This window comes from Saccharomonospora cyanea NA-134, from assembly GCF_000244975.1.
Lineage (GTDB): Bacteria > Actinomycetota > Actinomycetes > Mycobacteriales > Pseudonocardiaceae > Saccharomonospora > Saccharomonospora cyanea.
Genome location: NZ_CM001440.1, coordinates 4214767 through 4237500 on the forward strand (window position 1 = coordinate 4214767; position 22734 = coordinate 4237500).

Annotated in this window: 22 protein-coding genes and 1 pseudogene; 15 read left to right on the top strand and 8 right to left on the bottom strand. The window is 68.3% G+C overall.

Translation table 11 applies throughout. The features are described 5' to 3' along the window. Nucleotides 1-8 precede the first annotated feature (8 nt). Nucleotides 9-2177, bottom strand: coding sequence for a 3-hydroxyacyl-CoA dehydrogenase NAD-binding domain-containing protein (locus tag SACCYDRAFT_RS19675; RefSeq protein ID WP_005458850.1), 2169 nt, complete (start codon nucleotides 2175-2177; stop codon nucleotides 9-11). A gap of 16 nt (nucleotides 2178-2193) precedes the next feature. Next, complete coding sequence (locus SACCYDRAFT_RS19680) at nucleotides 2194-3405, bottom strand: acetyl-CoA C-acetyltransferase (protein ID WP_005458851.1); 1212 nt, start codon at nucleotides 3403-3405, stop codon at nucleotides 2194-2196. Nucleotides 3406-3530: 125 nt separating this feature from the next. On the opposite strand from SACCYDRAFT_RS19680, the gene SACCYDRAFT_RS19685 reads away from it, so the two are divergent. The 4 genes from SACCYDRAFT_RS19685 to SACCYDRAFT_RS26060 all read left to right on the top strand — a co-directional run bounded on the left by SACCYDRAFT_RS19685 (nucleotide 3531) and on the right by SACCYDRAFT_RS26060 (nucleotide 8188). Then, complete coding sequence (locus SACCYDRAFT_RS19685) at nucleotides 3531-4739, top strand: TetR/AcrR family transcriptional regulator (protein WP_005458852.1); 1209 nt, start codon at nucleotides 3531-3533, stop codon at nucleotides 4737-4739. A 108-nt stretch (nucleotides 4740-4847) separates the two neighbouring features. Next, nucleotides 4848-6152, top strand: coding sequence for an acyl-CoA dehydrogenase family protein (locus SACCYDRAFT_RS19690; RefSeq protein ID WP_408640307.1), 1305 nt, complete (start codon nucleotides 4848-4850; stop codon nucleotides 6150-6152). Continuing rightward, nucleotides 6149-7375, top strand: a complete 1227-nt coding sequence (locus SACCYDRAFT_RS19695) for an acyl-CoA dehydrogenase family protein (protein ID WP_005458854.1) — start codon at nucleotides 6149-6151, stop codon at nucleotides 7373-7375. The genes SACCYDRAFT_RS19690 and SACCYDRAFT_RS19695 overlap by 4 nt, the downstream gene beginning before the upstream one ends. Nucleotides 7376-7690: 315 nt before the next feature. Continuing rightward, entirely contained in the window at nucleotides 7691-8188 is a 498-nt protein-coding gene (locus SACCYDRAFT_RS26060) for a GNAT family N-acetyltransferase (RefSeq protein ID WP_005458855.1), read from the top strand. 165 nt (nucleotides 8189-8353) lie between these two features. Here the strand turns inward: SACCYDRAFT_RS26060 and SACCYDRAFT_RS19700 are convergent, their stop codons facing one another. The 4 genes from SACCYDRAFT_RS19700 to SACCYDRAFT_RS19715 all read right to left on the bottom strand — a co-directional run bounded on the left by SACCYDRAFT_RS19700 (nucleotide 8354) and on the right by SACCYDRAFT_RS19715 (nucleotide 12553). Next, the gene (locus tag SACCYDRAFT_RS19700; protein WP_005458856.1) at nucleotides 8354-9037 is read right to left on the bottom strand and encodes a response regulator; all 684 of its coding nucleotides are present in this window, start codon (nucleotides 9035-9037) and stop codon (nucleotides 8354-8356) included. After that, nucleotides 9034-10146 (bottom strand): sensor histidine kinase, encoded by a 1113-nt coding sequence (locus SACCYDRAFT_RS19705; protein ID WP_005458858.1) that lies wholly within the window; start codon nucleotides 10144-10146, stop codon nucleotides 9034-9036. The genes SACCYDRAFT_RS19700 and SACCYDRAFT_RS19705 overlap by 4 nt, the downstream gene beginning before the upstream one ends. A gap of 90 nt (nucleotides 10147-10236) precedes the next feature. Further along, on the bottom strand, nucleotides 10237-11064 hold the full coding sequence (locus SACCYDRAFT_RS19710; protein WP_232283708.1) for a CPBP family intramembrane glutamic endopeptidase: 828 nt from the start codon (nucleotides 11062-11064) through the stop codon (nucleotides 10237-10239). Nucleotides 11065-11632: 568 nt separating this feature from the next. Further along, on the bottom strand, nucleotides 11633-12553 hold the full coding sequence (locus tag SACCYDRAFT_RS19715; RefSeq protein ID WP_005458860.1) for an aldo/keto reductase: 921 nt from the start codon (nucleotides 12551-12553) through the stop codon (nucleotides 11633-11635). A gap of 85 nt (nucleotides 12554-12638) precedes the next feature. Here SACCYDRAFT_RS19715 and SACCYDRAFT_RS19720 point away from each other — a divergent pair, with 85 nt between their 5' ends. From SACCYDRAFT_RS19720 to SACCYDRAFT_RS19765, 11 genes and pseudogenes are all read left to right on the top strand, one after another. After that, nucleotides 12639-13259 carry a TetR/AcrR family transcriptional regulator gene (locus tag SACCYDRAFT_RS19720; protein WP_005458861.1) on the top strand — a complete coding sequence of 207 codons (621 nt, stop codon included), beginning with the start codon at nucleotides 12639-12641 and terminating at the stop codon, nucleotides 13257-13259. A 50-nt stretch (nucleotides 13260-13309) separates the two neighbouring features. Beyond that, nucleotides 13310-13462: pseudogene (locus SACCYDRAFT_RS26465) on the top strand (helix-turn-helix domain-containing protein); the annotation flags it as partial. A 308-nt stretch (nucleotides 13463-13770) separates the two neighbouring features. Beyond that, a complete protein-coding gene (locus SACCYDRAFT_RS25555; RefSeq protein ID WP_005458862.1) occupies nucleotides 13771-14157 on the top strand; it encodes a type 2 periplasmic-binding domain-containing protein in 387 nt (128 codons plus the stop codon). Nucleotides 14158-14468: 311 nt separating this feature from the next. Next, the gene (mbhE, locus tag SACCYDRAFT_RS19730) at nucleotides 14469-16823 is read left to right on the top strand and encodes a hydrogen gas-evolving membrane-bound hydrogenase subunit E (protein ID WP_005458863.1); all 2355 of its coding nucleotides are present in this window, start codon (nucleotides 14469-14471) and stop codon (nucleotides 16821-16823) included. Next, nucleotides 16820-17275 carry an MnhB domain-containing protein gene (locus SACCYDRAFT_RS19735; RefSeq protein WP_232283709.1) on the top strand — a complete coding sequence of 152 codons (456 nt, stop codon included), beginning with the start codon at nucleotides 16820-16822 and terminating at the stop codon, nucleotides 17273-17275. Before mbhE ends, SACCYDRAFT_RS19735 begins: the two co-directional genes overlap by 4 nt. After that, the gene (locus SACCYDRAFT_RS19740; RefSeq protein ID WP_005458865.1) at nucleotides 17272-17655 is read left to right on the top strand and encodes a sodium:proton antiporter; all 384 of its coding nucleotides are present in this window, start codon (nucleotides 17272-17274) and stop codon (nucleotides 17653-17655) included. The genes SACCYDRAFT_RS19735 and SACCYDRAFT_RS19740 overlap by 4 nt, the downstream gene beginning before the upstream one ends. Further along, entirely contained in the window at nucleotides 17652-19052 is a 1401-nt protein-coding gene (locus tag SACCYDRAFT_RS19745; RefSeq protein WP_005458866.1) for a complex I subunit 5 family protein, read from the top strand. Before SACCYDRAFT_RS19740 ends, SACCYDRAFT_RS19745 begins: the two co-directional genes overlap by 4 nt. A gap of 6 nt (nucleotides 19053-19058) precedes the next feature. Then, nucleotides 19059-19562 (top strand): Na+/H+ antiporter subunit E, encoded by a 504-nt coding sequence (locus tag SACCYDRAFT_RS19750; protein WP_005458867.1) that lies wholly within the window; start codon nucleotides 19059-19061, stop codon nucleotides 19560-19562. Between the two features lie 5 nt (nucleotides 19563-19567). Next, complete coding sequence (locus tag SACCYDRAFT_RS19755) at nucleotides 19568-19837, top strand: monovalent cation/H+ antiporter complex subunit F (protein ID WP_232283710.1); 270 nt, start codon at nucleotides 19568-19570, stop codon at nucleotides 19835-19837. Next, nucleotides 19834-20178 (top strand): monovalent cation/H(+) antiporter subunit G, encoded by a 345-nt coding sequence (locus tag SACCYDRAFT_RS19760; RefSeq protein WP_005458872.1) that lies wholly within the window; start codon nucleotides 19834-19836, stop codon nucleotides 20176-20178. Before SACCYDRAFT_RS19755 ends, SACCYDRAFT_RS19760 begins: the two co-directional genes overlap by 4 nt. 54 nt (nucleotides 20179-20232) lie before the next feature. Next, complete coding sequence (locus tag SACCYDRAFT_RS19765; protein ID WP_005458873.1) at nucleotides 20233-20820, top strand: DUF488 domain-containing protein; 588 nt, start codon at nucleotides 20233-20235, stop codon at nucleotides 20818-20820. Between the two features lie 33 nt (nucleotides 20821-20853). Here SACCYDRAFT_RS19765 and SACCYDRAFT_RS27010 read toward each other — a convergent pair whose 3' ends face one another. Both SACCYDRAFT_RS27010 and SACCYDRAFT_RS19770 read right to left on the bottom strand, forming a co-directional pair. Beyond that, a complete protein-coding gene (locus SACCYDRAFT_RS27010) occupies nucleotides 20854-20985 on the bottom strand; it encodes a putative transporter small subunit (protein ID WP_005458875.1) in 132 nt (43 codons plus the stop codon). A gap of 24 nt (nucleotides 20986-21009) precedes the next feature. After that, on the bottom strand, nucleotides 21010-22563 hold the full coding sequence (locus SACCYDRAFT_RS19770; RefSeq protein WP_232283711.1) for a sodium:solute symporter family transporter: 1554 nt from the start codon (nucleotides 22561-22563) through the stop codon (nucleotides 21010-21012). Nucleotides 22564-22734 lie beyond the last annotated feature (171 nt).

Here is a 22734-nt window from a genome sequence, read left to right on the forward strand (position 1 = left end):
TTGCGGTCCTACTCGAAGAGCTCGCCCTTCTCGGCCCTCTCCACCAGGGAGGCCGGCGGCTCGAAGTGGCTGCCGTAGCGCTGCGCGAGCTCACGCGCCCGCGCGACGAAGCCCTTCAGCCCGCCCTCGTAGGAGTTCATGTACTGCACCACACCGCCGGTCCACGCCGGGAAGCCGATGCCGAAGATCGACCCGATGTTGGCGTCCTGCACCGAGTTGAGCACGCCCTCGTCGAAGCACTTGACGGTCTCCAGCGCCTCGGCGAACAGCATCCGCTCCTGGAGGTCCCTGAACGGCACGTCACCGCTGCCGCTGCCCCACGCCTCCCGCAGCCCCGGCCACAGCCCGGCCCGCTTGCCCTCGGAGTCGTACTCGTAGAACCCGGCCCCGGCGGAGCGGCCCTTGCGGTCGAACTCGTCGAGCATCCGGTCGATGACGGCCTCGGACGGGTGCGGCGTCCACGTGCCGCCCGCCGCCTCCACCGCGGCCTTCGTCTCGGCGCGGATCTTGCGCGGCAGCGTCAGCGTCAGCTCGTCCATCAGCTGCAGCGGCGGCGCCGGGTACCCGGCCTGCGCACCGGCCTGCTCGATGGTGGCGGGCTCCACGCCCTCGCCGACCGCGGCGACGGCCTCGTTGAGGAACGTGCCGATGACCCGGCTGGTGAAGAAGCCCCGGCTGTCGTTGACGACGATGGGCGTCTTCTTGATCTGCAGCGTGTAGTCGAAGACCTTCGCCAGCGTGGCGTCGGAGGTCTTCTCCCCGCGGATGATCTCCACGAGCGGCATCTTGTCCACCGGCGAGAAGAAGTGGATGCCGATGAAGTCCTCCTGCCGCTTCACACCCTCGGCCAGGCCGGTGATGGGCAGCGTGGAGGTGTTGGAGCCGAGCACCGCGTCGGATTCGACGATGTTCTCGATCTCGGCGAACACCTTGTGCTTGAGCTCGGTGTTCTCGAAGACCGCCTCGATCACGAAGTCGACGCCTTCGAGGTCGGCCGCGTCACCGGTGGTGACGATCCGGTCGAGCAGCGCCTTGGACTTCTCCTCGGTGGTCTTGCCGCGCGCCAGAGCCTTCTTCTCCAGCTTGCGGGCGTAGTCCTTGCCCTTCTCGGCGTTCTCCTTGGAGACGTCCTTGAGGACGACGTCGATGCCCGCCTTCGCGGACACGTACGCGATACCGGCGCCCATCATGCCCGCGCCGAGCACACCGACCTTACGCGCCTGGTACTTCTCGTAGCCGTCGGGCCGCGAGCCACCGGAGTTGATGTGCTGCAGGTCGAAGAAGAACGCCTTCGTCATGTTCTTCGCGACCTGGCCGGTGACGAGGCTGACGAAGTACCGCGTCTCGATCAGAGACGCGGTGTCGACGTCCACCTGCGCGCCCTCCACCGCCGCGGCCAGGATGGCACGCGGAGCGGGCATCGGCGCGCCCTTGAGCTGCTTGCGCAGCGTCGCGGGGAACGCGGGCAGGTTGGCGGCGAACTTCGGGTTCGACGGCGAGCCACCGGGGATCTTGTAGCCCTTGACGTCCCACGGCTGCTGGGCCTCGGGGTTGGCCTTGATCCACTCCTTGGCCTTGGGCAGCAGCTCGTCGACCGAGCCCACGAGCTCGTGGACCAGGCCAAGCTCCAGCGCCTTGGCGGGCCGGTGCCGCTGGCCCTGCACCAGGACGTTGAGCACGGCGTTCTGGATGCCGAGCAGGCGAACGGTGCGCACGATGCCACCGCCGCCGGGCAGCAGACCGAGGGTCACCTCGGGCAGACCGATCTGGACGCCCTTCACGTCCGCTGCGATGCGGTGGTGGCAGGCCAGCGCGATCTCCAGGCCGCCGCCGAGGGCCGCGCCGTTGATGGCGGCGACCACGGGCTTGCCCAGGGTCTCCAGGCGGCGCAGGTCCTGTTTCATGGCGTTGGACATCTCGGTGATGGCCTCGGCGTCGGCGGGCGTCGCCTTGATGAGGTCGTTGAGGTCACCGCCCGCGAAGAACGTCTTCTTCGCCGAGGCCAGCACCACACCGGTGATCGAGTCCTGTTCCGCCTCCAGGCGATCGACGATCACACGCAGCGAGGAGCGGAAGTCGGCGTTCATCGTGTTCGCCGACTGGTTCGGGTCGTCGAGCGTCAGCACGACGATGCCGTCGGAGTCCTTCTCCCAGCGGATGGTCTTGGATTCAGTCATCGTTTGTTCTCGTCCCTCACACGCGCTCGATGATCGTGGCGAGGCCCATGCCACCGCCGATGCACAGCGTCACGAGCGCGCGCCGAGCCTGGCGGCGCTCCAGTTCGTCCACCATCGTGCCCAGGATCATCGCGCCGGTCGCGCCCAGCGGGTGGCCCATGGCGATGGCGCCGCCGTTGACGTTGACCTTCTCCTCCGGGAGGTTCAGGTCCTTCATCCACTTGAGGACGACGGCGGCGAACGCCTCGTTCAGCTCGAACAGGTCGATGTCGTCGACCGTGAGACCCGCCTTGGCCAGCACCTTCTCGGTGGCGGGCGTCGGGCCGGTCAGCATGATCGTCGGGTCGGAACCGGTGACCGCGGTGGCGACGACGCGCGCACGCGGCTCCATGCCGATCCGCTTGCCGATCTCCTCGCTGCCCACCAGCACGATCCCGGCGCCGTCGACGATGCCCGACGAGTTGCCACCGGTGTGCACGTGGTCGATCTTCTCGACCCAGTGGTACTTCTGCAGCGCCACGGCGTCGAACCCGGCGAAGTCACCGAGGTCGGCGAACGCGGGACGCAGCTTGGCGAGCGCCTCCATCGTGGTGCCGGGGCGGCGGTGCTCGTCGTGGTCGAGGATGGTCACGCCGTTGATGTCCTTGACCGGCACCACGGACTTGGCGAAGTAACCGCCCGCCCACGCGGCCTCGGCCCGCTCCTGCGAGCGCACGGCGTAGGCGTCGACGTCCTCACGCGTGAAGCCCTCGGTGGTCGCGATCAGGTCGGCACCGATGCCCTGCGGCACGAAGTAGGAGTCGTAGTTGGTGGCGGGGTCGGTGAACATCGCACCACCGTCGGAGCCCATGGGCACGCGCGACATCGACTCGACACCACCGCCGATGACGAGGTCGTCCCAGCCCGCGCGGACCTTCTGTGCGGCCTGGTTGACGGCTTCCAGACCCGAGGCACAGAAGCGGTTGAGCTGCACACCCGCGACCGTCTCGGGCAGCCCGGCGGCGATGGCGGCCGCGCGGGCGATGTCGGCGCCCTGGTCACCCACCGGCGAGACGACGCCGAGGATGATGTCGTCGATCAGCGCGGGGTCCAGGCCCGGGTGCCGCGCCTTGAGTTCGTCGATCAGGCCGACCACCAGGTCGATCGGCTTGGTTCCGTGGAGGGAACCGCCCTTGTTCTTGCCACGAGGCGTACGGATCGCCTCGTAGATGAACGCCTCTGTACTCACGCCTGAGGTCCTTCCTGGCGCAGATTGCCGTTCGTGGTGCTAATCGCTACTAACATAATCCCGCATCGTTCGAGGTTGTCAACGGGTTGTCTCCCTGACAACAAACGCTAGAGTGGGCTCACGTTATGGGTGATGGAAACAGCAGGAACAGGCGTCCGCGCGACCGGAAGGCCCAGCTCGCCGCGGTCGCGTCCGAGCTGTTCCGGCAGCGCGGCTACCACGGTGTGAGCATCAACGACATCGCGGCCGCGGCCGGCGTGACGGGCCCCGCCCTCTACCGGCACTTCGCCGACAAGCAGGCGATCCTCGCGCACGTACTGCTCACGGGGCTGGGCGACATGGAGCTCGCCACCGAGGCCGCGCTCGACGAGAGCCGCACCGAGTCGTACGCCCGCATCCGCGAGTTGCTCACCGGCCTCGCGGCCCGCTCGGTGGAACGCAGGGACGTCGCCGCGCTGTGGCGCTGGGAGGGGCGCCACCTCGACGCCGACGCCCAGCAACAGATCCGGCGCCGCTCCACGGCCATGCTGGCGGCGTGGGCGAAGGTGCTCATGCGCAAGCGTCCCGAACTTCCCGGCGAGGACGCCGAGCTGCTGTGCTGGGCGACGCTGTCGGTGTTCGGCAGCGTGTCCGTCCACCGCACGACACTGCCCAAGCGCCGGTTCACCGACCTGCTCACCACGCTGGCGCTGCGCGTGCTGCACGTGGACCTGCCCGAGCCCGACGACGCCGAGCCGTCCGCTGCGGTCACGCCGCCCGCACTGGCCCTGGGCAGGCCGTCGCGGCGCGAGCAGGTGCTCACCGAGGCCGCGGAGCTGTTCCGCAGGCGCGGGTTCACCGACGTCAGCATGGAGGACATCGGCAGGGCCGTCGGGATCGCCGGGCCCAGCGTGTACCGGCACTTCCCCAGCAAGGCGGCGCTGCTCGCCGCCATCGGCAGGCGCGCGGGCGACCGGCTCATGGTCGCCGCCGACCACGCGCTGCGAGCGAGCGCCCCGCCCGACGAGCGGGAGGCGTTGCGCAGGCTCGCCGACTCCTACGTGCGGACCCTGACCGGCCCGCCCGAGCTGCTCGTGGCGTTCTCTGTGGATCACGTGCACATCGACGAGAAGGACAGGCCGGAGCTGCTGCGGATCCAGCGCGACTACGTGGCGCAGTGGGTGCGGCTGCTGGAGGCCGTGCGTCCCGAACTGGACACCCGCGAAGCGAAGATCATCGTCCATGCGGCGCTGACCATCGCCAACGACCTCACGCGGACTCGCCGGGTGGCCTCGCGGCCGAACCTGGTCGCGGAACTGACCACGCTGCTGCACGCGGTACTGGACATCGACTGAGTCGCCCACCCTACTGGCGGACCGCCACCCCCACCCGTTAACCTACTCGCGAGTAGGTACACGGAGGGGAACACTGTGGCCCGACAGAAAGCGACACGACGCGACGCCATGGGCTTCGGTCTCGCGGCGCTCAACCGGCTCGCCGGAAACCCACTGCTCGACCGCACCGGACTGCGCAAACCCGTGGAGAGGATCGTGGCCACGGCCACGCGCGGAGGCTTCCGCGCAGCGGGCGCGGCGCAACGGGCGTTCAAGGCGACCACTCGGCTCGGCAAGCCCGCGCGGCTGGCTCCGGCCCCCGAGGCGGGGCTGTTCGACCTGACGCCGGACGACGAGCAGCAGATGATCGTCGACACGGTCAGAGAGTTCGCCGCCGAGCAGCTCCGGCCGGCCGCGGCCGAGGCCGACGACAAGCTCGCGCCTCCCGACGGCCTGCTCGTGCGCGCGGCGGAGTTGGGACTGACGGTGGTCGGCATCCCCGAGGAGGTCGGTGGCGTCGGCACCGAGCGGTCGGCCGTCACGAACGTGCTCGTCGCGGAGGCCCTCGCCCACGGCGACCTGGGGCTGGCCGTGGCCGTGCTCGCGCCGTCGGCGGTGAGTAACGTCCTCGTCCGCCACGGCGACGCCCACCAGCAGTCGACCTACCTGCCCGCGTTCACCGGCGAGGACGTCCCGGCGGCGGCACTGGCGTTGCAGGAGAGCGCGCCGCTGTTCGACGTGTTCGCCCCGAGGACCACCGCGCGCCGCACGCCGAACGGCTACCGCCTCGACGGGGTGAAGAACCTGGTGCCGAGGGCGGCGCAGGCGGAGTTGTTCGTCGTGTCGGCGAACCTGGAAGGCCCCCAGGGCCACAGCCCGGCGCTGTTCGTCGTCGAGTCCGGTACCGGCGGGGTGTCGATCGAGGCCGAACCCGCGATGGGCCTGCGTGGCGCCGCCACCGGCAAGCTCGTGCTGGACAACGTGTCTCTGCCCGCGAGCGCGCTGATCGGCGGCGGGAGGCGCGAGGTGTTCACCGACGTCGTGCGCTCGTCGCGCCTGGCGTGGGCGGCGCTCGCGTGCGGCACCGCGAAGGCCGTGCTCGACTACGTCGTCCCGTACGTCAACGAGCGGGAGGCGTTCGGCGAGCCCGTCAGCCACCGGCAGGGCGTGGCCTTCCAGGTGGCCGACATCGGCATCGAACTGGAGGGCATGCGGCTGGTGACGCTGCGCGCGGCGTCCCGCATGGAGCAGGACAAGTCGCACGCCCGTGAGGTCGCGCTCGCGCGCAAGCTCGCCACCGACAAGGGCATGCGGATCGGCAACACCGGCGTGCAGCTGCTCGGCGGGCACGGCTTCGTCAAGGAACACCCGGTGGAGCGCTGGTACCGCGACCTGCGCGCGGTCGGCGTCATGGAAGGGGTCGTCTCAGCATGATCAATCTTGAGGTCCCGAAGAAGGCCAAGGCCCTGGTCAACCAGGCCAGGCAGGCCGCGACCGAGGTGTTCCGGCCGATCTCGCGCAAGTACGACCGCGCCGAGCACTCCTACCCCACCGAGCTGGACATGCTCGCCGCGCTGCTCGACGGGCTGAACACCTCCGGCGAGGGCGGCGCGGGCGCGGCGGGGGTGCGCCGCAAGGACGACAAGGACGGCAAGGACGGCAAGGACACTGCCGGCAACCGCAACGGCGGCAACCTGCTCACCGTGCTCGGCACCATCGAACTGTGCTGGGGCGACGTGGCGCTGCTGCTGTCGATGCCGAGGCAGGGACTCGGCAACGCCGCCATCGCGTCGGTGGCCGACGACGAACAGCTCGAACGGTTCGGCAAGCTGTGGGCGGCCATGGCCATCACCGAGCCCGGCTGCGGCTCCGACTCGGCCGCCATCACCACCACGGCCACCAAGGACGGCGACGACTACGTCCTCAACGGGGAGAAGATCTTCGTCACCTCCGGCGAGCGCGCCGACGCCGTGGTGGTGTGGGCGACGCTGGACAGGAGCAAGGGCCGCGCCGCCATCAAGTCGTTCGTCGTCGAGAAGGGCACGCCCGGCTTCGAGGTGGTGCGGCTGGAGCACAAACTCGGCATCCGCGCGTCCGACACGGCGGTGCTGCGGTTCGACAACTGCCGGGTGCCCGCGAAGAACCTGCTCGGCTCGCCGGAGATCGACACCAAGAAGGGTTTCGCGGGGGTCATGCAGACCTTCGACAACACCCGCCCGCTGGTGGCCGCGATGGCCGTCGGCGTCGCGCGGGCGGCGTTGGAGGAGACCCGGCGGATCCTGGAAGAGGCCGGCATCGAGGTGGACTACGACAAGCCCGCGCTCGCGCAGCACGCCGCCGCGGCGACGTTCCTGCAACTGGAGGCCGACTACGAGGCGGCGTACCTGACGACGCTGGAAGCGGCGTGGATGGCCGACAACCGCAAACCGAACTCGCTACAGGCGTCGATGGCGAAGGCCAAGGCGGGCCGCGCGGTCGTGGACATCACCCTCAAGTGTGTCGAGCTCGCGGGCACCTTCGGGTACACGGAGGAGTCGCTGCTGGAGAAGTGGGCGCGCGACTCGAAGATCCTGGACATCTTCGAAGGCACCCAACAGATCCAGCAACTCATCGTGGCCCGCAAGCTGTTGGGCAAGACGAGCAAGGAACTGAAGTAGGTCGTGAAGCGAGAACCGCCCGCCCACTGTGCTTTCCGCGGTGACGGGCGGTTCTCTCGCTCAGACCTTCACCGTCCGCCCCGGTCCCTCGTGTACCCCGGTGCGCTTGATCTCCTCGGCCTTGCGGAGTTCCCGGTCAGCCCAGTACCTCGCCTCGTGATGGTGGGCTCCTGAAGGCCAGGCCGATATACACCGAGCCCAGGACACACGACAAACCGGCAAGAACGGTGGACGGCGGAGGTATGAGCGAACTCCGGCACGTTGCCGTTCTGATACTCGGTTGGGCTCGGTCGCTTGCCACCCTAAACTCGGTCCATGAGTACGGGTCTGCGCCTTCGCCCGCTGATGCCTGCTGACGAGTCGGTATTTCGCACGGCATATCAGGAACTGGCGGTAGAGAGTTTCGAGTTCGGGCACGGCTGGCACCCCGAACTGGACTGGCGCGAGTACTTGGCGAAATTGGAACGGATCAGACTCGGCGTCGGACTGGCGGCGAATCAGGTCCCAGCGACTTTTCTCCTGGCCCACGTCGACGGGGTCGTCGTGGGCCGTACATCGATCCGGCACCGGCTCAATGACCAGTTACGGAACAAGGGCGGGCACATCGGATACGCCGTCCGCCCCGGTCATCGTCGGCTAGGCTACGGAACCGAAATCCTGCGTCAGAGTTTGATCGTCGCTCGAACCGTCGGGGTCGGCGCGGTACTGGTGACCTGCGATACAGCCAACACAGCGTCCGCCAGAATCATCGAAGCGTGCGGTGGCACACTAGCCTCCCAAACCTCAACGCACCTTCGGTATTGGATCCCCTGAGATGCCCGCACCGTTCGAGCCGCTGAAGAGGTGTCTCGTAACTGTTCTTGTGGTGGCCAGCCGATTCCGCTCTCCTTGATCAGGAGCTCCCCCGCGTCGAAACGGGCTTCATCGAGGTTCGACCGTCTCGTGACCGGTCCGTGTGTGTCTGAGAAGTGGCGGGTGTCAGTCCGTGTTGGATACCAGGCCGACCCGGTAGGCGAGGACGACTGCTTGTACGCGGTCCCGCAGGTCGAGTTTGGTGAGGATTCGGGACACATAGGTCTTCACCGTCTCGGAGGAGATGACCAGTTCCGCGGCGATTTCGGCGTTGGACAGGCCGGCAGCGAGGTGTTCGAGCACTTCCAGCTCGCGGGGTGCCAGTGCCCGCACGACGGCGTCTCGTGCCGGGCGGGAGGTGTCGGCGGGGCGGAGCCGTTCGGCGAAGTGGCCGATCAGGTTTCGGGTGACCGCGGGGTCCAGCAGGGAGTCGCCGCGGGCGATCGTGCGGACGCCGTCGACCAGCTGCGCCGGCGGCGTGTCCTTGAGGAGGAACCCGCTGGCGCCGGCGCGAAGTGCCTCGTACACGTACTCGTCGACGTTGAACGTGGTGACGACCAGCACCTTCACTGGTACCTCGACGCCGGGACCGGTCAGCTGGCGGGTCGCCTCGATGCCGTCCAGAACGGGCATACGGACGTCCATCACGATCACGTCGGGGCGCAACCGCCGCGCGGCCTCCACCGCCGCGCGCCCGTCGGCCGCCTCACCGACGACCACGATGTCGGGCTGCGCGGAGAAGATGGTGACGTAGCCGGTGCGCACCAGTTCCTGGTCCTCGCAGATCAGCACCCGGATCGGCTCGGTCATGTGGGGCTCCCTGGAATCACGGCCCAGACGCGGAAGCCGCCGTCGTCGGGCAGGCCACCGGAAACCAGGTCCCCGCCGAGCATCCGCACCCGTTCCCGAAGTCCTGTCAGGCCTCGGCCACCGGATGGTGTGGCCGTGTCGCCGACCACGGGACCGAGGGTGATCACCTCGACCTCGATGTGGTCCTTACCGTGTCGGACCATGACCTTGGTCGGGTTTCCGGTCGCGTGTTTGAGCGCGTTGGTGAGCGCCTCTTGTACCACGCGGTAGGTGGCCAGCTCCACGTCGACGGACCGCGGTAGTTGCTCGCCCTGCTCGGTCCACTCGACGGGCTGGCCGGACAGCCGGGCCCGTTCAACCAGATCAGCGACCTTTCCCATGGCCGGCGTCCGGTCCGCGGTCCCGGCCTCGCCGGTCGCCTCGAGAATGCCGAGCAGGGTCCGCAGCTCCGTCAACGCCCGGCGTCCGGTGTCACTGATGGCACGCAGGCCTGTCCCGGTTCGTTCCGGCGCGGAGTCGAGCAGGAACTGCGCCGCGTCGGCCTGGACCACCATCGCGGTCACGTGATGGGTGACCACGTCGTGCAGGTCCCGAGCGATGCGTGCCCGCTCGGTGGCCGCGGCCACCTCGGCCGCCAGCCGTCTACGTTCAGCCTCTTCCGAGCGCCATCGACGCATGCCGGTGCCGGCCAACCAGATCACCACCAACACGAGATAGAACGCGACAAAATCCGGAAACCGTTGCGGTGAGCCAAGGTTGTGCAGTGCCACGGTGAGCACCGCATAACCCGCGGTCAGCACTGCGGCAAGCCCTCGACGGAACCGCACCAGGTGCGCGCCTGCGGCGTACAACGCGAGGAGAATCCCCACCTTGCCGAACGTGTCCGGGTAGCTCAGCACCTGACCGATCGCGAACGCGGTACCGACGACCGACAGGCACACGGCAGGCATCCGGCTGCGTACCGCGAGCGGCAGGCACATCGCCAGCGTCAGCGCCGCACCGACCACCGCGCCGATTCCGCCCGGATCGCGTCGGGGCAGATCGCCGATCTCCGGCCCGATGTGGGCGACGGTCGGCGTGAATGCCAGCACGGTCACCACCGCCGCCAACACACTGTCCTTTACAGACGATGGAAGGTCTCGCCACCTGTTGAGTGCGGCGCTGAGGCGGGATGCCGCGCTGGCAAGCATTCGGCGAGTTTAGCGCCGCCGCATGGGCACGAGGTTGCCGCGCTTGTGAGCGGCGATGAGCATGGGCAGGGCGAGCAGCAGGCTCACGACGACGGGAACGATCGACCCCTCGAAGCCGAACTGGCCGCCGGTCAGCAACTCCGGGCCCGTCGGTTCGGTGATCAGCAAACCCGGCGACGCGTGACCCGAGACCGGGACGCCGAGCAGCCCTTCGATGGTGTTCCAGGCGAAGTGCAGGCCCACGACCGCCCAGATGCTGCGCAGCCACAGGAACGTGGCGCCCATCAGGACACCGGCCTCGACGGCGATCGCGAACCCGGTCCACAACGTGGCGCCGGGGTTGGCCAGGTGGATGGCACCGAACAGCACCGCGCTGATCGCCAGCGCCGCCCAACTGCCACACATCCGTTCCAGCCCCTGCAACAGCAGGCCGCGGAAGAGCAGTTCCTCGGTCACCGCCGCACCGAGCTGCACCGCAGCGATGCTCGCCACGGTCGCCATGACACTCCCGGACGCCCTGGTGAACGAGAACTCGCTGATCACCATGAGCATCGAGGTGGTGATGAACACGACGCCGAGCCCGATGCCGAGCAACGCCTGGATCCCGGCCCGTGCCCTCGCGATCTCCGGCGTGCTCCGCCGCGCGACGTAGCGCATGACCACCCAGTAGACGGCAACCGCGGCAACCGCGCCCACGACCGCCAGCACCGGCGACCCACCCGAGGACAGCGCCGCCACCCCGCCGACACCGACTATCCCGACCAGCATCCAGACGAGCGGAAACCGCAAGACGCGGCCCGCTCGCCCAGGCTGCTGGTCCGTACGCGCGACCGACATCGTGTGCATGGTGACCTCCAGTTGACCACGGCCGCACGGTTGGGCGACCCGCTGGAAACGCTAGAAGCGCACCGACGTCGGCGAATCACCAGCGAGCGGACGATCCGAGTAGCTCCCACGGGGGACATGTCAGCGCCCGTGTGACGTCAGTGCGGTTGGTGTCCTGGTCCGGTGGGCGGCCGGTGTTCAGGAAGTCGACGGTGGCACAGCGAGAACGGCTGGTACTCACACCCACCAGGTGTCTTCGAGTACCAGCCGCTCGACTGTTGACGTTGCCCGTGTTCTGCGTGCCCCGGGAGGATTCGAACCTCCGACACCCGCTCCGACGCCGCGGTATCGCGCACCCGGTTCCTGAGCGGGCCGACCAGGCCCGCACCCGGGCCCGGCGAGGCAGCCAAGGGGCCGCCCGCCGGCCTTCGATCGCGAGGTCTACAAGCGCCGCAACGTCATGGAAAGGTGCTTCAACCGGCTGAAGCACCTGGCGTGGCATCGCCACCCGCTACGACAGGACCGCCCGGTCCTGTCGTAGCCGCCGTCACTCCTGATGTGGGCGTGAGCGGGCAGCTGGTCAGTGGTGCGGAAGGGTGGCCGGGCGGGTGGGGACAGCGTCGAGCGCGGCGAGGGTCTCTCCGTCGAGGGTGATCGCGCCCACCGCGAGGTTGGCTTCAAGATGGCTGGTGGTGGCGGTGCCCGGGATGAGGAGGGTCTGGGGGCTGTGGTGCAGCAGCCAGGCCAGGCCGACCTGGGCCGGGGTGCATCCCAGGCGTTCGGCGGCGGCGATCACGGCGGGCTCGTCGGTCACCTTCGGCATCCACGGCAACGCGCCGCCGAGAGGGAAGAACGGCACCCAGGCGAGCTGCTCGGCGGCGCAAAGCTTGAGCAGCTCCTCGTCCTCACGGGCCACGAGGCTGTAGGCGTTCTGCACGCACACGATGCCCGCCGGTAGGGCCCGGCGCAGAACGTCCAGGGACACGTTGCTCAGGCCGATCGCGCCGATCTTGCCCTCGTCACGCAGCGCGGTCATCACCGCGAGCTGGTCGTCGAGGTCGATGACCTGGTCGTCAGGGATGGGCGGGGTGAACCCGACGTCCATGCGGCGCAGGTTGACCACCGGGATCCGCTCGACGCCGAGTGTGGCGAGGTTGGCCTCGACGCCGGCGCGCAGTTCTTCGGGGCGCTGGGCTACCCGCATGGGGAACGGGCCGCCGGGGTCGGAGACGGCGCCGACCTTGCTGACGATCGAAACGTCGTCCTCAGGGCGCAGCGCGTCGCGGATCACGCTGTTGACGAAGCCGTTGCCGTAGAACTCGGCGGTGTCCACGTGGTCGACGCCGAGGTCGATGGCGTGGCGCAGCAGAGCGACGGCGGCGGATCGGTCGTCGCGCAGGCGTTCCAACTGCATCGCACCGTAGCCGATGCGCGCCACGGTGCGACCGGCCAGCTCGCCAGTCCCTCCGAGGTGAGGAACGTGGGTGGTTTCGGAAGTCATGGCTACCTGCTCTCGTGAGAGACTGGGCGTATACGGAGGAGCCTCCGTATACGTTTACCGTAGCACTACCGGAGGGCCCTCCGCTTTGTCTTCGTCGTCCCACTCCCAGAACTCGGACTCGGCTGGACCGATCGGCCGGCCGGTCCGCCGTGATGCGCGGCGCAACCGCGACAAGCTCATCGCCGTCGCCCAGGCCGCTTTTGCCCAAGCGGAGGGCCCGGTCTCCTTGGAAGGCATCGCCCGCCAGGCCGGCGTCGGCATCGGCACCCTCTATCGGCACTTCCCCACGCGCGAAGACCTCGTCGACGCCGTCTACGCCAGCGAACTCGACGCCGTCACCGCCAGCGTCCCCGACCTGCTCGACCAGCACCCCGCCGACATCGCCCTACGCGCCTGGATCGGCCGCTACGCCACCTTCGTCGCCACCAAGCGCGGAATGATGGACACGCTGCGCACCGCCTTCGCCTCCGGGCGCATTGCCGCCCCCTCACGCGAGCGCGTCACCGCCCCCATCGCCACGATCCTCGATCGAGGCGCCGCCACAGGCACCCTCCGCACGGACATCGACCCCGACGACATCACCACCCTGCTCATCGGCGTATTCGCCGCCATCATCGACGGCGCCTCCCAAGAGCGGACCGACCGCCTGCTCGACCTCCTGCTCGACGCCGTGCGCCCGAAGGGGAAAGCGCGGACGGGAGTCTGAAGACGCCACCTGAAGGATGTCTCGTAATCCGGTGTGGGTCTGGTGGTGACGAGACCGCCGACGGCCGACCTGGTCGTCAGTGGCGGCTTGGCTGGCCGATCGTGTACTGCTGGTCGCGACCTGTTGGCGGACGAACCTGACGATGCGTCAGCTTGGACCGCTGTTCGGAGTGTCGCATTCCGCGGCGCACCGGGTGATCGACACCCCTTGGGTCGCTGCCGGCGCTGGCCCGGTCCGCAAGCGGTGGCTCGACGCGATCGCCATTACGGGTGGTCAATCGGGGTCAGCACAGGAACCTGTCAGAAAAGGTGCGATACAGGTCAGACGTGCTGTCGTTTCAGGACCGGCCTGATCCCAAGCGGAGAAAGCTCCTCGGGCAGCCGGACCGAACCGCCTTGGGCGTCGTCGTCGGGCCCGTCATCGGGCCGGTCCCACACCTGCGCTACGACACACCACCAAGGGCGGACCTTCACTGCAATGGACCTGCGAGCTGCCGTGACAAGATGCCTTGGTGGAGACGCTTTTCTCGAAGCTCAGCGGCGAGACACTGTCGGCTGTCATCTTCGTGGCGGATTACCTGCGACTCGACTTCGACGGTTTGGCCTTCACAAGCTATGTGTGGCCGGTCGTCACGATCGAGTCAACACCGCGGCGTCTCGAAGACCCTGGATATCGGGACGCACTCTGCGCCTTCATCGGACACAAGGTCGAGAGCACGGAAGAGAGCCCACGAGCAGGCCTGGTGATCCGTTTCCCCTTGGGATCGATCACCGTCAACCCGGATCCGGGAGAACTCGTCGGTCCCGAGATCGCACAACTGCGCATCCACGATCCAGCGTGTGACAGCACTGAATGGATGATCTGGCGGCCAGGTGAAGACGTCTTCGAAGGCACATGACAGATCCAGCGACTCATCGTCGCCCGCCCGCTGGCAAGACGGGCAGGAGCTGAAGTAACAATACCCGTACGCAGAATGCGGACACGCCGAAAGGCTCACCCACCACTGTGGGCGATACGCCTGCCCCATCGGAACCGAGCAGCCGACCACACGCCTTCTGTGGACATCATCGAGCCCCTGCCCGCATGACCCGAACGCGCACACACTCGGGGTGATCGAGTCGCGACCGCGGCGGGCCGTTGTGAGGATTGAGGCGCGTGACCGATCACCCTGCGAGGTCGCGGCTGCGGGGCCGCTGATGGAGGAGCGAGGTGTCTGCTGCCCATGGCGCCGAAGTTCGGGAGCCACCCGACGGCTCCCGTCGTCGCGCCCCGGCGACAGACTGGCTGGGGTGGGCTTCGTGCGCCGTCGTGGCGGTCGGGTTCGGGCTGTTCCTGCTCGCGTGGTCGGCCGGTGGTTTCTCGGTGTCCCTGCCCTGGGCGCCGAGCCTCGACCTGCGGCTGAGTTTCTCGCTCGACGGGCTTGGTGCGCTGTACGCGCTGCTGGCCACCGGTGTCGGTGCGCTGGTGTTCGCCTACGGCAGTCGCTACCTGAAGCTGCACCTGGAACACGAGGAACGTCCGCTCTCCGAAAGATGGCGCTTCTGGCCGTGGATGGTGCTGTTCGCCGCGTCGATGGCCGGACTGGCACTGGCACAGGATCTCGTGCTGCTGTTCGTCTTCTTCGACCTCACCGCCATCTGCTCGTACTTCCTCATCGGGTTCGACCGGGAACAGCGCGACGCCCGTACCGCCGCGATCGCCTCTCTCATCATCACCGTGGCCAGCGCCGTCGCGATGCTCATCGCCGCGGTCCTGTTCTACGGCCGCTACGGCACCTTCTCGATCCCCGAACTGGTTCGGCTGGCGGAAAGCGAACCGACCACCACCGCCGCGGCCGCGCTACTGGCCGTGGCCGCCCTGGCCAAGAGCGCGCAGGTGCCCCTCCACTTCTGGTTGCCACGGGCCATGACCGCCCCCACCCCGGTGTCGGCCTACCTCCACTCGGCGGCGATGGTGGCGGCCGGTGTCCTCGTGCTCGGCCGGGTCCATCCGTTGCTCGCCTTGAGCGACGCCGTCCTCACCTTGCTGCTGGTGGTGGGCACGGTGTCGATCGTCATCGGCGGGGTGCTCGCCCTGGGGCAGGACCGGCTCAAACAGGTTCTCGCCTACTCCACGATCTCCCAGTACGGCTACATGGTGCTGATGTACGGGATCGGAGGGCCCGCGGGCAACGGCGCGGCGGCGTTCTACGTCCTGGTCCACGGGGTCGCCAAGAGCGCCCTGTTCATGACGGCCGGGGCGGTGACGACGGCAACCGGGGAAGACCAGCTGTCCCGGCTGGGTGGACTCCGGCGCCGCATGCCGGTGCTGGCGGTCGCCTCCGGAGTGGCGGCGGCGACCCTGGCGGCCTTGCCGCTCACCTCGGGATTCTTCAAGGACGAACTCTTCTTCAAGGCCGCACTGGAGGCGGGCCCGTGGGAGACCGTGGTGGCACTGCTGGCGGCAACTCTGACCTTCGCCTACATCGGACGCTTCTGGGGGAAGCTGTTCCTCGGCCGGGAACGCGTGGGCGACGCCGACACCGGTGTGCCCGGTGGGGCCGGTGGGGTCAGAGCCTCTCCGCTGCTCGTCGCTCCCGTCGTCGTGCTGGCCGTCATCGCCGTGCTGACGGGGCTGGTGGTTCAACCGTTCGCCGGGCTGGCCGAGGCCGCGGGCAACGTCAGCAACGTCGGCGGAGTGCACCTGTCGCCCGCCTACCACCTGGACGCCCGGCCGGAGAACCTGATGGCGCTGTCCGCGTGGGCACTGGGCGGGCTGCTACTCGTGGGGCGGCGGACCTCAGCCCGCGTGTCGCAGTGGCTGGCCGCGGTCGGAGAGCGGTGGGGCCCCCGCCGGAGCTATGCGGGGTCGCTGCGGGGACTGTCCACGCTCTCCAACCTCGTCCACGACCGGGAGGTCCGTACCCTGCGCAACAGCATCGCGGTGGTCCTCGTGCCCGCCGCGCTGCTGGTCGGTCTGGCCTTCCTCACCACCCCGAGGCAGCGGGCCTACGTCGTCGGCACGGTGTCCGGTGGTGACTGGCTGATCGTGGCCTTGTTGGCGCTGGTGGCCATCGCGACGGTGGCGGTCGCCCGGTCCCGGGCCCGGCTGCCCCTGGTTCTCACACTCGCGGTGGTGGGGTTCGCGTTGGCCGCCGTCTACGCGTTCTTCAGCGAACCGGACGTCGCGCTGGTGGCCGTCACGGTCGAAACCATGATCACGTTGGTGTTCCTCGTGGCACTGGCCCGGCTACCCCGGCACCGGAGGGAGAGCCGAGGTGGTCCTCCCTCCGCTCCCGACCGGGAACACATCGACCCGGCGCGGCAGAACCTGCGGAATCTGGTCGCCGGGTCCGCTGCGGGCCTCGGCATGTTCGTCGCCCTGTGGAGCGCCCTGTCCCACCCCGCCCGAGCGCCGTACGTGGCGACCGACCTCCTCGCCCTCACGCCCGTGGCCCACGGCAAGGACACCGTCACCGTGATCGTCGCCGACTTCCGTGGGCTGGACACGCTCGGGGAGATCACCGTCCTGGTGATCGCGGGCGTCGGGGTGGCGAGCCTGCTGCGTCGGGGGCGATTGTGGTGAGGCATCCCGATGTCATCGTCCGGGGAGTGGCCCGGCTCCTGCTCACCCCGAGCGTCGTCGTCGCGGTAGCACTGGTCGCCAAGGGGTATGCCGAGGTCGGGGACGGTTTCAGCGCCGGCATGATCATTGCTCTGACGATCGCGCTGCAGTACGTGGCGCTGGGAACGTCGGCCGCCGAACGGGCCCTGCCGTTGTTGCGCTTCAGCCCGGCCCTGGTGCTCGGCGGGCTGCTGCTGGCACTGGCCACGGCGTTCTTCCCGCTGGCACTCGGCGAACCGCCGTTGAGCCACCGGCCCGGGCCCGGCGAGTCCGTGACCACCGTGGGCACGTTGGAACTGTTCACCCCGCTGGCCTACGACGTGGCGATCCTGCTGCTGGTGGTGGGTGTGTTGACGACGATGCTGCACCTCCTCGCCAATGCGGAGCTGCTCAAGGACGAGGAGGTCCGGTGAACCTCGCGATCGCCTTCACGTCCTCACTGCTGTTCGGCAGCGGCGCCTACCTGCTACTGCAACACGAACTCGTCCGGGTGACCGCCGGGATCATGCTGATCTCGCAGAGTGCCGTGTTGATGATCATCGGCTCCGGTCTGTTCCAGGGCAAGGCACCGATCGCCCCGATCGACGAGCCGGTCGCCGACCCGCTCCCCCAGGCGCTGGCACTGACAGCGCTGGTCATCGGACTGGCCACTGTGGCGCTGCTGCTCGCGCTGGTCAGCCGGGTCACCACGGTGTTCCGCAGTGCCCGTCGCGACGAACTGACCACGAGCGAGGCGGAGTACGAGCAGGCACTGGCCGACCAACGACAGCTCGATCGTGACGAGGCGACGTGACGGCGGTGACGGTAGCGCTGGCGTTGCCCTGGGTCGCGGGCGTCGTGTTGGTCGGGCTCGACGGGCGGCGACCGGCAGTCGCCTGGCTCGCTGTCGGCGCCCTCGCCGCCGACCTGGCCGCACTCACCGTGCTCGCGGTCGACGTCTTCACCACCGGCACCACGCAGGTGGTGACGGGCGGCTGGCCCGCGGGTGTGGGAATCGTGCTGCGCGCCGACGCGATGGGTGTCACGTTCGCTCTGCTGTCGGTGTTCGTGTTGCTGGTCGCAGCCACCGCCGAAGCCATAAACGGTGTCCGGCTCCGGACGTTTCCGGGCCTGGTGGTGTTGCTCGCCACCGGGTTGAGCGGCCTGTTCCTCACCCACGACGTGTTCAACTTCTACGTCTTCTTCGAGTTGTCGATGATCGTGTCCTACGTGCTGACCGCCTACGGGGGCCGCACCAGGCAGTTGCGGGCGGCACTGGTCTTCACCGCGGTCAACCTGTTGGGTTCGTTCCTCTTCCTGCTGTCCGTGGCCGGTACCTACCGGGTGACCGGGACACTGTTGATGAGCGATGTGGCCGCCCGGATGGAAGAGGTGCCCGCCAACGCGGTGTTGCTCATCGCGCTGGGCTTCTTCGTGGCGTTCAGCGTCAAGGTGGGACTGTTCCCCTTTCACTTCTGGCTTCCGACCGTCTACGCCGGCACACGTCCCGCCGTGGCCGCCATCCTCAGCGGCGCCGTCGCCAACATCGGCTCGTACGGCCTGCTCCGGTTCGGCGTGGGAATGTTCGAGTCGCAGTTGGAATCGGCCGCGATCGTGGTGATCGTGCTCGGAGCCGCCTCGATCGTCTACGGCGCCCTGCTGGCGGTGTCCCGCGGTGATCCCGCCGAGATGCTGGCCTACTCCACGATCGGGCAGATCGGCTACGTCCTGGTCGCCATCGGAGTCGGCGGAGCGGTGGGCCTGACGGCCGCGGTGCTCTACAGCGTGGTCAACGGGTTGAACAAGACACTGCTGTTTCTGAGCGCCGGCCTGCGGGGCAAGCTGGTCGCCGCCGCCTTCGCGATCGGGGCGTTCAGCGTCGCCGGTGTGCCTCCCGCGGCGGGCTTCGTCGGGAAACTGGAGATGTTCCGGACGGCGATCGCCGCGAGCAGCACCGCCCTCGTGGTCCTGTTGTTCGTCGGGAGCGCCCTGTCGCTGGTCTACCTGTTCCAGGTGTACCAGCACGTCTTCTGGCACAGGAGCGGACCGGTCGGGGAGTCGGCCATCGGAGAAGCCTGGCACGAGGCCAGTCCGCTGCCGTTACGAACGTTGATGCTCGTCCTGGCATTCGTCGTCCTGGGCGCCGGGTTGTGGCCGGAGCCCTTACTGGCACTCAGCGGCAGAGCCGCCGAAGCCCTGATCCGGAGGTGAACCCAGATGGTCCGCGCACTCGCGAAGATCGCCGCACTCACGGCGGTCTACCTGTTGGTACTGGGACAGGCCCAGCTCGGTGACGTCGCCGTCGGGTTGGTTCTCGCGGCACTGCTCGTCGTGAGTGCACGGTTCGTCCGTCCGCTGCCGCCGCCCGAAGGCTTGCGACCGGCAGGCTCGGCACCGCAGCGACTCGCCGGTGTCCCGGCTCTGCTCGGTGGCACGCTCGTCGACATCGGACGCGGCAGTTGGACCGTGGCGCGTTACTGCCTGCGCACCCCGGCGGATTACAGGCCCGGGGTGGTCACCATCCCGATCGGCCGGAGCTCGACGAGTTCGGCCACGGCCTGGGGGATCCGGGTCGGTATCTCCCCTGACACCGTCGTCGTCGACATCGACGAGCAGCGGGGTCAGATGCTGCTACACGTGCTCGACTCCCGCGACCCGGACGCCGTGCGGGCCACCGAGCTGGACAGCTACGAGCGGCGGCAACGCCGGGTCTTTCCGTGATCACCGTGCCTGCCGCCGTTCTCGTTCCCGCGCTGATCTGGATGACACTGCTGCTCGTGGGCGGTGGGCTCGTGCTGATCCGGGCCCGCGACGCCATCCGCGGCCTCGTCGCGCTGGACATGCTCGCGGTCCTCGTCATCTCACTGCTGGCGTTGCTGTCGTATCTCAGGGACGCGCCGTACTACTTCGACGCCGCGGTCGCGCTGTCCCTGCTGTCCTTCGTCTCCACCGTCGCGACGGCGCGGTATCTCGGTTCCGGAGGCCCCTTCGGATGATCTCGGTCGTGCTCGACGTCCTCGGCGCCGCGCTCCTGCTGCTCGGCCTCACCCTGCACACGATCAGCCTGTACGGGGTGCTGCGACTGCCCACCACCTACCAGCAGCTCCACGCCCAGGGGTTGGCCACCGGGCCCGGAGTGATCGCGATACTGGCGGCCTCGATCGCCACCGAGAACGCCGGGATCATCACCTTCGCCGCTCTCGCCATCGCCTTCATCGCGATCACCTCGCCCGTGTCGAGCCACTCCATCGCCCGCGCCGAGCACCGCCGTTACCGCCGTCGACACCGGCACGCCGACCGGCTGGAACCCCCAGGAGTCGAACCCCCGGAACAGTGACCCGGCCGGTGCGGGTCTTTTCGTGGTCCCCGCATCGGCGTGACAATGAGCTGGATGCGGCAGAGGAGCACAGGCCACGATGTCGACGGGACCGAGTCGGGACCGCGTGTGGTGACGTTCGGCCACGGCACCGCCGACGCCGAGACGATGACCCGGCGGCTGCGGGACGCCGGGGTGCGGCGCCTGGTCGACGTACGCACCGCCCCCGGCAGTCGCCGCAATCCCGACGCGGCGCGGACGGCGATGTCCCACTGGCTGCCGCAGGCCGGCATCGACTACCGCTGGGACGAGCGGCTGGGCGGCTGGCGACGCCTTCGGCCGGACTCCCCGGACGTCGCCCTGCGCAACGAGTCCTTCCGTGGCTACGCCGGACACATGCGGACACCGGAGTTCCGCACCGCCATCGACGAGTTGGTCGCCGATGGCGGCGGGGTCACGGCGGTGATGTGTGCGGAGTCGGTGTGGTGGCGCTGCCACCGCAAGCTGATCGCCGACTTTCTCGTGCTGGTGTGCCGTGTCGACGTGCGTCACCTCATGCCCGACGGCTCACTGCGGCCCCACCGCCCCAGCCCGGAGGCACGGTTGGTGCCCGAGGCACGGGTGCTGGTCTACGACGAGGACACCTCGCCCAACTCCTCGTGAGGGCGCACGACCGGGGTCGGTCAGAAGCCGGGGTCAGACGACCGTGTTACCGCTCTTGCGTGCCGCGCGATAGTCCTTGACCACGCCACGTGCGAGCACGGCGAGGACGGTCAAGGTGATCAGAGGCCACATCAGGATGTAGGCCGTGATGAGAAACGTTTCCATGTCCGCTTTTCCTCCTGTCGATCCTCAGCGGGCCGCGACGGCGTCGTCGCCGGGTTCGGCGCTCCGCTTCTCCTCGTCCTGGAACGCGGTGATCCGCTCGTTCAGCAGCGCGAAGTCGAACCGCTCGGTGTTACGCATGGTGATCAGCACGCAGGTCACCGTGCTGGCGCCGTAGGCGACCAAAGCGCCGAGCAGCGTCGGATAGTCGCGAAGGAACCCGAGCACCAACGGCGTGAGGACGACAAGGCTGACCCCGGCGACACCGAAACCGACGTTCTTGCCGAAGAAGCCGAACGCCATGAGCCCGAACACCACTGCCGCACCGATCACCGCGGCGATCTCCATCACGACACCGACGACGCCGGTCAGCTCCAGCAGCTCGAACCGGGACACGACGAAGAACACCACGCCGACGACCGCGGACACGGTGAACGCCAGGTTGTTGATGCGGTCCCAGAAGCAGCTGACGATGACGGGGAACACCAGCGCGCCCCACAGACCGCCCATGAAGACCAGCAGGTCGAGAATGTCGAACTTCGTCATGGCGATCATGACGCCCAGGGCCGTGGCACCGACCATCGTCAACCGGCCGATCAGGAGCATCGTCTCCGGCTTGGCCTTGTTGCGGGCCAGGTTCCTGCCGTAGATGTCGGTCATCACCAGCGACGACAGCGCCGCGAGGTCGGAGTCCGCAGTGGACGACAGCGAACCGATCACCATGATGAACAGCAGAGCGATCAGCACCGCGGGCAGGTACTCCGACGCCGTCTGCGGGATGATGTTGTTCATGTCGCCGTTCAGTGGCTGCAGACCGACCATCAGCGCGACCAGACCGATCATTCCCAGGCCGATCACGGTACCGGCGTAGCCGAGCGTGGCCGTGACGAACGTGGCCTTGATCTTGTCCTGCCGCACCGCGAACAGGCGCTGCGCGATGGTCTGGTTACCGACCGCGTAGGCCAGCACCGCCGCCAGGTACGGAGCACCCTGCTCCAGGAACGCGGTCCCGGAGAAGAAGTTCGCCTGCTCGTCCGTGATCTTCAGCATTCCTTCGTCGATCACGTCCGTGCCCCCGGCGGCGAAGAACACCATCGGGATGATGATCGCCGCGGCCAGCATCATGGCCACGAGCTGGGCGAAGTCGGTGAGCACCGAGGCACGGAACCCCGACCACAGCGTGTAGGCGAGCACACCGATCGCCACCGCCAGCACACCGTGCATGAAGTCGAACGGCGTGAGGACCTCCACCAACGCACCTGCCGCGGTGAAGTTCGCCGTCAGGCTGATGACGCTACCGGCGATGTTGGAGAACGCGAGAATCAGCTGGCTGGACTTACCGTGTCGAGCGCGCATCATCTCGGCCAAGGTGTGAGCGCGCGGTGCCAGCTCGCGGAATCGCCGCCCGAAGGGGTAGATACAGAGGATCATCAGCGCACCCCAGAGCCCGTAGTGGATGGGCCCCGACAGGCCGTAGTTGTAGCCCGACGTGGCGCTGGCGTAGAACGAGGCCGCCCACACCCAGGTGGCGGTCATACTCGCAGCCGAGATCCCGAACCCCACCGCGTTGTTCGAGACCATGAATCCGTCGACGTTCTCTTTTTTCTCTTTGATCGTCCGAGTCATGAGATACGTCAACCCGTAGAACCCGACCAACAAGAGAACGGTGGTCGTTGCACTCAGCTGAAACAACTGAACTCTCCATGACCTTTATCGCTTGTGTCTCCTCCCTTCCAGGAGGCGGGCGGGGAT

Excerpts from the sequence above, each read along its gene's own strand:
- SACCYDRAFT_RS19675 (WP_005458850.1), bottom strand. The coding sequence starts at position 2,177 with ATGACTGAATCCAAGACCATCCGCTGGGAGAAGGACTCCGACGGCATC.
- SACCYDRAFT_RS19685 (WP_005458852.1), top strand. The coding sequence starts at position 3,531 with ATGGGTGATGGAAACAGCAGGAACAGGCGTCCGCGCGACCGGAAGGCC.
- SACCYDRAFT_RS19690 (WP_408640307.1), top strand. The coding sequence starts at position 4,848 with ATGGGCTTCGGTCTCGCGGCGCTCAACCGGCTCGCCGGAAACCCACTG.
- SACCYDRAFT_RS19695 (WP_005458854.1), top strand. The coding sequence starts at position 6,149 with ATGATCAATCTTGAGGTCCCGAAGAAGGCCAAGGCCCTGGTCAACCAG.
- SACCYDRAFT_RS26060 (WP_005458855.1), top strand. The coding sequence starts at position 7,691 with ATGAGTACGGGTCTGCGCCTTCGCCCGCTGATGCCTGCTGACGAGTCG.
- SACCYDRAFT_RS19700 (WP_005458856.1), bottom strand. The coding sequence starts at position 9,037 with ATGACCGAGCCGATCCGGGTGCTGATCTGCGAGGACCAGGAACTGGTG.
- SACCYDRAFT_RS19710 (WP_232283708.1), bottom strand. The coding sequence starts at position 11,064 with ATGTCGGTCGCGCGTACGGACCAGCAGCCTGGGCGAGCGGGCCGCGTC.
- SACCYDRAFT_RS19715 (WP_005458860.1), bottom strand. The coding sequence starts at position 12,553 with ATGACTTCCGAAACCACCCACGTTCCTCACCTCGGAGGGACTGGCGAG.
- SACCYDRAFT_RS19750 (WP_005458867.1), top strand. The coding sequence starts at position 19,059 with ATGGTCCGCGCACTCGCGAAGATCGCCGCACTCACGGCGGTCTACCTG.
- SACCYDRAFT_RS19760 (WP_005458872.1), top strand. The coding sequence starts at position 19,834 with ATGATCTCGGTCGTGCTCGACGTCCTCGGCGCCGCGCTCCTGCTGCTC.
- SACCYDRAFT_RS19765 (WP_005458873.1), top strand. The coding sequence starts at position 20,233 with ATGCGGCAGAGGAGCACAGGCCACGATGTCGACGGGACCGAGTCGGGA.
- SACCYDRAFT_RS27010 (WP_005458875.1), bottom strand. The coding sequence starts at position 20,985 with ATGGAAACGTTTCTCATCACGGCCTACATCCTGATGTGGCCTCTGATC.
- SACCYDRAFT_RS19770 (WP_232283711.1), bottom strand. The coding sequence starts at position 22,563 with ATGGTCTCGAACAACGCGGTGGGGTTCGGGATCTCGGCTGCGAGTATG.